The following is an 11,494-nucleotide window of genomic DNA, read 5'->3' on the forward strand; positions in this document are numbered from 1 at the left end:
ATCAAAAATCATAAATCACCATTCACAAATCCTTAGCCTCATTCCAATATAAATCCATTTCTTCGAGGTTTGATTCTTTAAGGGTTTTTCCTTTTTCTTTGAGCCTTTTCTCAATATGCCGGAAGCGCTGTTCGAACTTTGTGTTCGTTTTTCGAAGGCTGTCTTCTGCATTCAAATCAAAATAACGGCTCACATTCACGAGTGAGAATAAGACATCCCCAAATTCATCCGATAGCTCATCTTGGTTTCCATTTTCAAGGGCTTGCCTAAATTCCTGTAGCTCCTCATCCAATTTCTCCCAAGCTAATTTCCACTCCGGCCAGTCGAAGCCTACGTTGGCTGCTTTTTCCTGCATACGCTGGGCCCGGATAAGAGCAGGAAGTCGAGCCGGCAATCCATCCAGCGTAGATTTCTTGCCTTCTTTGAGCTTGATATTTTCCCAGTTTTCGGAAACTTTTTTTTCACCCTCTGCTACTTCATCCCCAAAAACATGTGGGTGCCGACGGATGAGTTTTTCCATGAGGGTATAAATGACGTTTCCGATATCAAAGGTCTCGGTTTCGGTAGCCATGCGAGAGTGAAAGACCACATGCAGAAGTAAATCCCCCAGTTCTTTCTCGAATTCATCGAAGTCTTGGTTGTCGAGTGCCTCAATGGCCTCATAGGCCTCCTCAATCAGGTTGTCTTTGATGGATTCATGCGTTTGCTTACGGTCCCAGGGACATTCTTTTCGAAGTATCTTTACAAGTTCTACAAGATCTTCAAACTTTCGGCTTGGCTTCATTCTAATTTTAGAGGTTAAATTTTTAATGATTAATAGATCAATAATTTAATATTTAAAATTCACCCATTTACCATTACCTACGTTTTTTTCTTTTTCTTTTCAGCTGCAGGGAACAGAATGTTATTTAGAATTAAGCGGTAGCCGGGACTGTTGGGGTGAAGTTCCAAATCTGTGGGTGGATCATTAACACGATGGGTGTAATCTTCTGGATCGTGACCGGCATAAAAGGTGAAGGTGCCCTGACCGTAATTACCATGAAGATATTTGACTTGCTCTCTTCCTGGAGACTCTCCAAGAATAACGACAGAAGATTTCACTTTGTCTTTATGAAAAGCAGTTGTTTGTCCATAGAAACCACGTACACTGCTCACGTGATTTTGGGTAAGCATGGTTGGGACGGGATCCCATTTTGCGGAAAAATCAAACAAGGTGAAGAAATCCAGTGATTGATCCACTTGATTTAAGCTTGGGGAAACATCAATATTGGCATGTTCATACTCTGAGGGGTTGAGCTTGATCTCAAAATCTTCGAATGCAAAAGTTTTGCTGAAATCCAGCTTTTCCTGCGCATTCGGATCAGCCGGATCACCATCAAATTGTTCGGGAGCAATGTCAACGCCTTCTGCAGCAAGTGCAATATCGAAGGTGTCGGTACCGGAACACATGGCAAACAAAAAACCTCCATTTCCAACATATCGTTTTATGGTGCGGGCAACTTCCTTTTTCTGCTCACTTACGGAAGAAAAACCGAGTTCATCTGCCATAGCTTCCATCTGTTTAACTTGGTCTATATACCAGGGCATATTTCTATACCTGTACCAAAATTTTCCATATTGGCCGGTAAAATCTTCATGGTGAAGGTGGAGCCAATCGTATTCATCCAATTTTCCTTCCAAAACTTCTACATCCCAAATTTTATCGTACTCTACTTCCGCATAGGTTAGAGCGAGTGTAACAGCATCGTCCCATGGAAGTGCTTGATCGGGAGTGTAAACGGCTATTTCTGGGGCCTTTTCCAAGTTTATAACCGCTGTGTTACTGCTATTGCTTTCAACCTGAGCTACAATTTGCTGCGCCTGGGAGGCACTCATGGTTTTCATACTCACGTTTCGAAGCCTGCTTTTGCGGATGATATCATTTTCGACTTGCGCCAGGAAACTACCTCCTCGATAATTTAAAAGCCATTGGCCGGTATGCCCGTCAACAAGATGATTAAATATCACCCCATACGCTTTTAAATGGTTGGTTTGTGAGGCATCCATAGGAATTAAAACATGCTGTTGAGCATGAAGGGATGAAAGTGAAATGATCGAAAAAAGGGCAATAATGATTGATCTCTTGAACATATCAGGAAGTTGGATTTGATAGATTGTTTAATCGTTCTCGTGCATAGGGTGCATAAAATCCTTGTGGATAGCTAAGGATTAGCTCTTCATAAATTTCTCGTGTTGATTGTGGGGTAGTTTCAAGACACTCTTCATTTTCGGAGCAGTTCTCCAGTTGTGCTACCTTGTCCAGTTGTTCGGATAGCTTTGCCTGCTCCCACATAAGTTTTTCCCGAATAGGAGAAGGAGTACCTGAACTCAAGAAATTACTGATCTTGATGAATTTTTCTTTAGGGGATATTTCAGTCGATTTGGCAAGGTAAAGAATAGCATCATCTTTCAAAGTAACGAAACTCGGATCATCTGTTATTTCCGAAAACATTTGGGCACTTTCCTTAGGCTCGCCATTGTTGAACTTGAAAACAGCCTCTGCAAATTTGGTGAGGTTTTGTCCCGTTGTGTCAACTGATTGTCCGTCTTGCAGCCAAAGTCGTAGTTCTAATGCATCATTCGCATAGTAGGAAGTATTATTTCTGCCAAGCGTTTTTAGCTGGATGGTAGAAAACTCAAAATCACCGGCGTAAAAATCAGTAAGAGCGAGAAAATAGCGGGTTTTTTCAGCAATTTCTCCAATTTCAGCCTGCTTGTTTGACCGGGTGAGGAAAATACGGGCTTGTGAAAATTCTTTTTTGGCTAAGTGAATTCGTCCTTCTAAATAAGGGACTTCGGGAGTATCTTCCTCTTGAACCAGGCTTTTGAGTTTCTCAAGGGAACTTTCAGCTTTTTCAAGGTCAAATACATAATCCAGGGCAAGTTCCGCTCTCTTTAAATGAACGTTGTTCATCCGGCTGTAAGTGGTGGTTTCATTTTCGATAGCGTCAAGCTTTTCGGTTGCAAGGCGATATAGGCTATCACGGCGATTAGTAAAATCGAGATTATAGTCATCAATAAATTTGGCCCAAGTAGAATAGGTATCAGCAAGTTCTTCAAAGCTCCTCCATTTCACTTCCCCATCAGTTTGACCAGAGTAATAGGAAAATGCTTCTACAGCAAGTTCAAATTCATTGTTATTGACAAGTTTCTGCCCAATGTTAAACAGGGAATAGTTGAAATTTTCGGTACGGTTTTCAAATTCCTTGGCTGCGGCAAGGGCTCTTCTGAAAAGGTTATTCTCGAGTAATAACCATGATTGCAGTTGGTAATACGTTTGATACAATTCGTTATTAACCGACATTTCAGAAAGTCGGTCGTTGAGTTCTACAATGGTGATATCATATAAAATGGGATCATTATATCTCAATAAGCTCCGCTGTATATACGATATCTGGTTGGGGTTATCTTGCAGCAAAGCAAGCCATTCGTTAATAGCGAGTTCATATTCACCGGCCTGCATATATGCATTGGCAATATCGCTAAAAAATATTTGTTGATTATTAAAGCTGTTTCGGGCTTTTTTATAGATTTCAACGGCCTCCATATACTCTCTTCGATTTATCATTGTTTGAGCAGTATTGACGTATAGTTGGAGCTGATTGGAATGTGCCGTTAGATTACTTTTCCAGATTTCTAACGCTTGGTCTTCTTCTCCTTTGTAATGATATAACTCTCCAATTCGGATATTTACCTGACCTCTAACGTTTTCATTTTCCTTAAACTTTTCTGCAATAGTCAATGCCTCATCATATTGTTTAAGCTGTATAGAACAGTCAATAAGTCGGTTTGCAAAAGTAAAATTTTCCGGATTATTCTCATGTAGTTCTTGCAGAATAGGGAGGGCTTCCTGGTATTCCTGTTGTTGCATAAAACGCTCTGCAAGCTGGTATTGCGAGTTATTTTGAGCCAACAGTAACGAACTTCCAAGCATTGTAAATAAAAGAGTGCTAAATAAAAATCTCTTAAAATTCTTCTTCATTATGATAGTAGCTCCGTTTGAGGCATTTTATTCTTGAATTCCTTGTAAAACCGATTCAGTGGTAACCCTACAACATTATAGAAATCACCTTCAATTCCTTCCACAAATAATGCTCCTAAGTCGTCTTGAATTCCATAGGCACCTGCTTTATCCATTGGATTACCGGTTTCAATATAAGCTTGGATTTCACTTTCTTCTAACGTGCTAAAGGTAACTTTTGTTTGCTCATGAAAAGAATGCTCCAGCTCATTATTTCCATTTTTATCAACTTTAACAAAAGCCACTCCTGTATACACAGAGTGGATAGTTCCGCCAAGAGATCGCAATATTTCAGCTGCTTCGGTTTTGTTATTGGGTTTACCCAAAATTTGCTGATTGTGTACAACAATGGTATCGGCCCCAATAATAAATGCGTTAGTAAACTGTGAGGATACATCACGGGCTTTTAATAATGCAAGTTCTTCAACCAATTTTGCAGGGTCTTCTTGTGAACTTATTTCCTCTGCATTACTTGGAAATACGTCAAATGAAAGACCAATTTGTTTAAGTAATTTTTTTCTTCTGGGGCTTGCCGAAGCCAAGATGATTTTGCTCATAGATGTTTTTTGAGCTTTTGGGTTTAACAGATAATTAAATAACTTTGAGAAGGCTTAGCAAAACCGTTGTTCTGCCTAATCTCTGCACATTAGTGAATTTGAACAAAACTCCTGATTTTGCAAAGCTTTTTAAGAAAGACTTTAATAAATAGTATAAACAGTAGATAAAATAACATGGCAAAACAAAAACGTAATACTGCAAATCAAAACCCGATGTTTTTTTCAGCTTATAATTATAAGATGATCGGGATTGCAATTTTTTTGATTGTTGCCGGGTTCACCGCCATGTATTTGGATAATCAGGTAGAAGGGTTTATATCGTTATTTATAGCACCCATCGTAATTATGACGGGGTATGTTTTGGTTATCTTTGCGATCATGAAACATGACCGGGATGAGGAAGATAACAAAGCATCGCATTAATTGAATAAAGTGCTAGATCGTTGGATAAACATATTCTTCTCTCTGGTGCTCATCTTGATATTTATTTTGCTGGGAGATGCCGCTGATCACAGGCAGATTCTTTTAGCATTCTTTTTAGCTGTTCTCATTTCTAATATTTCATTTATTTTCAATTGGCTCTCCATTGACGGTGCGTTTGCAGCAGCTATATTGGGCATTATCACTTTTGGGTTGGGGGGATTGTCAGCGGCTATTGTACTGTTGGCTTTTTTTATATCCGGTTCTGTGCTTTCCAAAAACCCGGTACCTCAGCAAGGGGTTTTAGAGCAAAAATTCAGAAGGGAAGGAAAACAGGTATGGGCTAATGGCTTTTGGTTTGCCCTATGGATTGTAATTTGGTATTTGACGAATTCAGAAATTTTTATGGTGGGAGCCGTAACGGTGATTGCAACCGCCACGTCAGACACTTGGGCTACTGAAATAGGGCATAGAGAAGAAGAACACAAAACACGCCTCATAACAACCGGAAAAGAGGTGGAACCGGGTACACACGGAGGTGTTAGTTTTTTTGGAACCATGGCAGGGATTATTGGTTCTTTGTTCATTGGACTTCTGTTTTGGGGAGTAAATAGTGCGTATGGTTTTACATCATTTGTAATAATCTCCATAATTGGATTTTTAGGTTGTCTGGTGGATTCTTACATTGGCGCCCGATATCAGAACAAGCAATATGAAACTTCATTGTTTTCATTTATTGGAAAGAAGAAATTTTATATAAGAAATAACTTTGTTAATTGGCTTTCCACGGGAATAGCCTCCTTTATCAGTATAATCTTAACCTTAATTACCGGCACATGAAATGGTATAAAAAGCTACACTGGCAAATAATTATTGGTCTTATTCTTGGCCTTATTTGGGGCTTAGTTGCGAATTTAGTTGGATTGAATGAGTTTACTACTAACTATATCAAGCCAATTGGTACCATTTTTATAAAACTGCTGGTTCTTATTGCAGTTCCCTTGGTGTTAGTTTCTTTAGTTACCGGGGTTACCAGTCTTAATGATACGACAAAGCTATCACGGATGGGAGGGAAAACGGTTGCTATATATGCTATAACAACCGTTTTTGCTATCAGTATTGGTCTTGCTACGGTTAATTTAATGAAGCCCGGGAAGTCTCTCCCAGCTGAAACCCGAGATCAGCTTCAGGAAACATATAGTGCAAATATTGACGATAGGAGTGAAACCGCAACCGAAGTAATGGAGAGGGGACCCCTGGATTTTTTCGTGAATATTGTGCCTGAAAACTTTTTTAGTGCTGCTTCCGATAACTCAAATATGCTACAAGTGGTATTTGTGGCTATTCTGTTGGGTATCGGGATCATCCAAATAGGGGGCAAAAAAGCTGATACGCTTATCAATTTCTTTGATGCATTTAATGACGTAATTATAAGGATAGTGGAATTGATAATGCTTACCGCACCCTATGGGGTATTTGCGTTGATGGCCTCCCTGCTCATAGATCTTGCCGGGGATGACCTTGGTAAAGCCCTTGAATTACTCTATGCACTGGGGTGGTACTGCCTTGCGGTGGTCATTGGTTTAACTATCCACGTGTTTGTAGTATATGCCACGTTGTTCAAGGCGACCAGTAACATGAAGTTAACCACATTTTTCCGGGCTATTCAGCCTGCTATGTTACTTGGGTTTAGTACCAGTTCAAGTGCAGCTACCCTGCCGGTTACTATGGAGCGAGTGGAAAAAAACCTTGGTGTAAAAGAAGAGGTAGCCAGTTTTGTATTACCTATAGGTGCTACAGTTAATATGGATGGAACCAGTCTTTATCAGGCAGTGGCTGCGGTATTTATCGCACAAGCTTTGGGTATGGATCTTACTTTATTGCAACAGCTGACTATAGTAATAACTGCTACAGCAGCTTCCATTGGGGCTGCCGGTGTACCGGGAGCGGGGATCATTATGTTGGTGATTGTGTTAGAATCTGTGCAGGTTCCAACTGCCGGTATTGCCTTGATACTTGGTGTAGACAGGATATTGGATATGTTCCGAACGATGGTGAATGTTACAGGAGATGCAGCAGTATCCGTTGCAGTGGCATCTTCAGAGGGCTTACTTGGAGAAGCTCATCTCGATGATTAGAATTTAGAAATGGAGAAAATTTTCTATGCCTTTTTGTCTGAAATTCTGTTAATTACAGTAAATAGAAAGTTGATGTAACATAGGTGCCTATGGCTCAAAAGTTACTATCTGAGACCCCTTTAATTAAACTACATATCGCCCTTTTTCTTTTGATTGCCATCATTGGACTTGGTAATCAAAGTATTGCACAAACGGTGCTGGAGCCGGGTGATATTGTGGCAGTATCTTTAAATGCGGATACAAATGCTGTCGATATTATGCCTCTTATCGACATTGAAGAGGGGACTACACTCTATTTATCAGATGGCAGGTGGAATGATTCAACTGAAACCCTTTCCGGCAATGAAGTGGTACTTACCACTCGCTCACCTATCCAAGCCGGTACAAATTTAAGTCTTTTAGCTGGGCAGGATTCACTTTTCAGCGTATCAGGAAATTTGTCTTATGAGGATGCTCCGTATCATCTTTTTGTTTATCAAAAAACAGAAGAAACGCCCAAATTTGTTTATTCAGCGGGTTGGGGGGCAGAGCAAGTTTGGAACTCCGATTCAGTTCAAGTTTCGAAGGCTTCTGATATTCCCGGCGATCTTGAGTTGAACCCTGATACTTTTTTGAGCCTGAATGAAAAACCCAATCAGCAGTATTATATAAGAAATGGTGCCAGTGGTACTAAAAATATGTTAAGCTCCTTCTTAGGAAATGAGTCAAACTGGAGAGGAAGTGAAACTGTTTTTAAACCACTGGGAATTTCATTTAATATTCTTGAAGGTCCGGTTGTCCAATTTAATAATACAATATCCTCTGTGAGGGAAAATGATTCTACCGCTACAGTAGAAATTGCAATTTTTGAGCATAATGGCTCTCGATTGTCCGTTAACCTGATGTTAGATACCCTTCGAAGTACTGCTACAGCTCAAGATTTTGATGGATTTCGCAACACCACAGTTAATTTCACCGGTATTGTGGGGAATTATGTTCATGAGGTTGAAATTCCTGTTCAGGACGACTCAGTTTTTAATAACCGGAAAATTGGCATATTCAGCCTTCAAAATTTAACTGCAGGAAGTTTTGGTGATTTTCGTTCTCATAATTTGATAGTTGAAGACAATGAAAAACCAAATGTTATCATTTCAAGAGTTGCTTCTGCTTCAAGTGATGATGGTAATATGTATGTGGAAATCACAAATTTGGAACTTGTTCCACTATCTCTCTCAGAATGGAGTCTTGAGACCAATGGTGAATCCTATACAATTAATGAAAATATTGTCCTTCCTCCGGGCCAGTCTTTTCGGTGGTATGACAAAAAAGAAAGTGAAAACCCATCCGCTAAAGGAATTAATATTTATTCAGCTACTGATGTTGAGTTTTTAACAAAAGTAGGCGGAATTGTAGCCTTAAAGAATCATAAGGGCAGGACTATTCACCAAGTTAAGTATTCAAAAAATACTAATGAAGCTTCAAAAGCTGAGACATTGAACACGGGGTTAGTTACAAACGAAATTCCAGAGAATCAGCAAATACAAAATGCGGAAAGCCTGGGTGAAGTGGTAACAGCATTTGAACTTTCGACGCCCGGTTGGAAGGTATTGCCAAAATGGGAAGGTGCAGAAACCGTTTTCAATGAAAAGGAATTTTATACTTGGAATGAAGCTACCCAGCAATTTGAAGATCTTCAAAATACTTCTGATGGAATGATGATAGGATATTTTGAGGAAGGGGAATTTGATGAACTACAAGCACAGGCATCAGAAGCCCTTAGTAAAGAGATGGGCAGTCAAAACCTGGAATTCAGTCTGTCAGCAACGGATAAAAATGAAAATGGCGTTATTGACGAATTAGAAGGATTGAATTTAGTTTTTAACAGTTTAGACCAAGAATTACATGTTGGAAAATTAGTGTCAGAAATTGAAACAAAATATGACAGGTTAAAAGTGCATCCGGTTGTTTATGAGGTTGAATTGGGAAGTAAGGGGGCATTAACATTTGATGCATTAAAATCAGATCAAACAATCTCATCAAATACTCCTTTTTGGATTATGTTAAACACTGAGGTTCAAAATGTACATCTACAACTTGAGGCTACATCGCTTAAGGTGGAGGCTGGTTCTCAAGAAAATCGTTTACAAGAACAAAAACAGAGTCACATAAAGTTAACATTGTCTGCAGAGGGTAGCTCAAAATCAGTTCAAATTAATCTTTCTGAGGAAGGTGACATTAAGCGAATTCGAGATTTGAATTCTTACAAACAATTGCAGTTACCGAACCAAGACTTCTTACAATTTTCTTTTAAGCAATCGGCTGAATTTTTTGGGGAAATAAACCTACCTATAAATATTAATCAACCGGTACAGACTCCCATTTATTTTGGAGGGGTTGAGGATGAGGAATTTTCAATATCAATATCGGATTGGGGAATAGTCCCTGATGGGTGGAATATTATCTTAAAAGACTTATATACAGATAAGGAATATACGCTAAGTGAAAATTTCACTCTCGAGTTTAAACATTCTTTTACCAGCGCAAATGATGAAACGGTGGGAGAAAACGGTTTTTTAATTAATCAGAATAGAGAAGATGAACGTTTTGTTCTGGTGGCTATACCGGAAGGTGCTTTAGCTGATGAGGAAGATCAGGAAGTCTCTGACAAACCGGAAGAAATAGAATTGTATCAAAATTATCCAAATCCTTTTAATCCTGCTACCACTATCTCCTTTTACTTACCGGAATCTCAGGAAGTTAAATTATCGGTATTTAATATCGTTGGTCAGCCGGTATCAGTAATTGTAGAAGGGACGCTCTCAGCCGGGCAAAAACAGTTTGAATGGGATGCTACGGACAAACCAAGTGGCATGTACATCTATCAGCTTGAGGTGGGAAACCGGATTATGACCCGTAAAATGACTTTAGTTAAATAATGAACATATTCTGCAAAATAACAGTTATTTTTAACAACAACTTAAAAACTAAATAGAGGATATTACTTATACCTGTCATGAAATTTAAAACTATTCAAGGGGTGGAAGTACCCGAAATTGGGTTAGGAACACACCGTTTAATTGGTCGAGAAGGTGCAAATATCATCAAGTTAGCTCTTAATCTGGGATACAGGCATATCGATACTGCACAGAGCTATAAAAATGAAAGAGAAGTAGGGGAGGCGATAAAAAGATCCCATGTTAGCAGAGACGAGATATTTTTAACTACCAAAGTATGGCATACCCATTTAGAAAAAGAAGATGTACTGAAAATAGCTGAAAATTCGCTGAGGGAATTAGACACGCCATATGTTGATCTTTTATTAATTCACTGGCCAAATCCCGATATAAACATCGAGAAGACAATGGAAGCTTTTTTATCGCTTCGTGACCAGGGAAAAGCACTGAATATCGGGGTTGCTAATTATCCGCTCAAACAACTACAAGAACTTAATGAAGAACTTGCAGCTCCTGTTTTTTGCAACCAGGTAGAATATCATCCTTTATTAGGACAGTTTGACCTGCTGGATTATGCCGCAGAAAATGACCTGCTATTCACGGCTTACTCACCATTGGCTCAAGGCAAAGTAACAGAGATACCGTTATTACAAGAATTAGGTGAAAAATACGGCAAATCTCCGGCACAGATCGCCCTTCGATGGTTAATTGAACAGGAGCAAGTGGTAGCTATTCCAAAAGCATCGACTGAAGATCATTTGAGAGAAAATATCGATGTTTATGACTTTGCCTTAGAAGATGATGACTTTTATGCCATCGATGATTTAGATAAATCAACAAGGCTCTTAGACCCTGATTTTGCCCCTGAATGGGATTAATTTAAAAACTAACTATCCATGAAAACCTCATACACATGTTTGATTGCGATAGTTATTATGGTGTTTTCAGCCTGTAAATCAAATACGCCTGAGAACTATCTTCCTGAACTAACAGACATTCCCTTTTATGAGAATGAGCATGTTGTTTTAGATAATCAGCTAAATCTTTCCAACCAATCTAACCTTCCCCAAAAAGCAGTAATTCTTCGCGATTATTTGCAAAACCCATCTGATTTTGAAGAACAGGTTTTACCTGTTTTAATCAGCTATGGAAGTATGACTTTGGTTCATGAAATAGATGAGAACCGAATTGTCATTGCAGATCAAATTCAGCACCTGCTTGGTGTTTTGAACATTGAAACCATGGACACAACCATGGTTGCGAAGGAAGGTAATGGCCCGGGCGATGTTAAGTTTATAGAGGATATTAGTTTAGGGTCTTATGAAGTATAGCATGTTATGATTGTTTGTAACATATTGCTATACAATGGTTAACAAGTATTATAAA

The 11,494-nt window shown here is 39.1% G+C and carries 10 protein-coding genes; 6 read left to right on the forward strand and 4 right to left on the reverse strand.

All coding sequences use genetic code 11. The annotated features are described in order from the left end of the window. Positions 1-22: 22 nt before the first annotated feature. From mazG to RI561_RS11800, 4 genes are all read right to left on the reverse strand, one after another. Positions 23-784, reverse strand: coding sequence for a nucleoside triphosphate pyrophosphohydrolase (gene mazG / locus RI561_RS11785; RefSeq protein WP_395080445.1), 762 nt, complete (start codon positions 782-784; stop codon positions 23-25). Positions 785-861: 77 nt separating this feature from the next. After that, positions 862-2,130, reverse strand: a complete 1,269-nt coding sequence (locus RI561_RS11790; protein WP_395080446.1) for an asparagine synthetase B — start codon at positions 2,128-2,130, stop codon at positions 862-864. A gap of 1 nt (position 2,131) precedes the next feature. Continuing rightward, the gene (locus RI561_RS11795; protein WP_395080447.1) at positions 2,132-4,021 is read right to left on the reverse strand and encodes a tetratricopeptide repeat protein; all 1,890 of its coding nucleotides are present in this window, start codon (positions 4,019-4,021) and stop codon (positions 2,132-2,134) included. Further along, complete coding sequence (locus RI561_RS11800) at positions 4,021-4,617, reverse strand: Maf family protein (protein ID WP_395080448.1); 597 nt, start codon at positions 4,615-4,617, stop codon at positions 4,021-4,023. Before RI561_RS11800 ends, RI561_RS11795 begins: the two co-directional genes overlap by 1 nt. 174 nt (positions 4,618-4,791) lie before the next feature. Between RI561_RS11800 and RI561_RS11805 the strand changes: the two genes are divergently transcribed. From RI561_RS11805 to RI561_RS11830, 6 genes are all read left to right on the forward strand, one after another. Further along, positions 4,792-5,040: a hypothetical protein gene (locus RI561_RS11805; RefSeq protein ID WP_395080449.1), complete on the forward strand. Its 249-nt coding sequence runs from the start codon at positions 4,792-4,794 to the stop codon at positions 5,038-5,040. Between the two features lie 9 nt (positions 5,041-5,049). Then, entirely contained in the window at positions 5,050-5,877 is an 828-nt protein-coding gene (locus RI561_RS11810) for a DUF92 domain-containing protein (RefSeq protein ID WP_395080454.1), read from the forward strand. After that, on the forward strand, positions 5,874-7,175 hold the full coding sequence (locus RI561_RS11815) for a dicarboxylate/amino acid:cation symporter (RefSeq protein WP_395080450.1): 1,302 nt from the start codon (positions 5,874-5,876) through the stop codon (positions 7,173-7,175). Before RI561_RS11810 ends, RI561_RS11815 begins: the two co-directional genes overlap by 4 nt. A gap of 89 nt (positions 7,176-7,264) precedes the next feature. After that, on the forward strand, positions 7,265-10,090 hold the full coding sequence (locus RI561_RS11820; RefSeq protein ID WP_395080451.1) for a lamin tail domain-containing protein: 2,826 nt from the start codon (positions 7,265-7,267) through the stop codon (positions 10,088-10,090). A 77-nt stretch (positions 10,091-10,167) separates the two neighbouring features. Continuing rightward, positions 10,168-10,986: an aldo/keto reductase gene (locus tag RI561_RS11825; RefSeq protein WP_395080452.1), complete on the forward strand. Its 819-nt coding sequence runs from the start codon at positions 10,168-10,170 to the stop codon at positions 10,984-10,986. A gap of 18 nt (positions 10,987-11,004) precedes the next feature. Further along, complete coding sequence (locus RI561_RS11830; protein WP_395080453.1) at positions 11,005-11,439, forward strand: hypothetical protein; 435 nt, start codon at positions 11,005-11,007, stop codon at positions 11,437-11,439. Positions 11,440-11,494: the final 55 nt, after the last annotated feature.

It is taken from the genome of Gracilimonas sp. (genome assembly GCF_031581265.1).
GTDB lineage: Bacteria > Bacteroidota > Rhodothermia > Balneolales > Balneolaceae > Gracilimonas.

Excerpts from the sequence above, each read along its gene's own strand:
- mazG (WP_395080445.1), bottom strand. The coding sequence starts at position 784 with ATGAAGCCAAGCCGAAAGTTTGAAGATCTTGTAGAACTTGTAAAGATA.
- RI561_RS11790 (WP_395080446.1), bottom strand. The coding sequence starts at position 2,130 with ATGTTCAAGAGATCAATCATTATTGCCCTTTTTTCGATCATTTCACTT.
- RI561_RS11795 (WP_395080447.1), bottom strand. The coding sequence starts at position 4,021 with ATGAAGAAGAATTTTAAGAGATTTTTATTTAGCACTCTTTTATTTACA.
- RI561_RS11800 (WP_395080448.1), bottom strand. The coding sequence starts at position 4,617 with ATGAGCAAAATCATCTTGGCTTCGGCAAGCCCCAGAAGAAAAAAATTA.
- RI561_RS11805 (WP_395080449.1), top strand. The coding sequence starts at position 4,792 with ATGGCAAAACAAAAACGTAATACTGCAAATCAAAACCCGATGTTTTTT.
- RI561_RS11815 (WP_395080450.1), top strand. The coding sequence starts at position 5,874 with ATGAAATGGTATAAAAAGCTACACTGGCAAATAATTATTGGTCTTATT.
- RI561_RS11820 (WP_395080451.1), top strand. The coding sequence starts at position 7,265 with ATGGCTCAAAAGTTACTATCTGAGACCCCTTTAATTAAACTACATATC.
- RI561_RS11825 (WP_395080452.1), top strand. The coding sequence starts at position 10,168 with ATGAAATTTAAAACTATTCAAGGGGTGGAAGTACCCGAAATTGGGTTA.
- RI561_RS11830 (WP_395080453.1), top strand. The coding sequence starts at position 11,005 with ATGAAAACCTCATACACATGTTTGATTGCGATAGTTATTATGGTGTTT.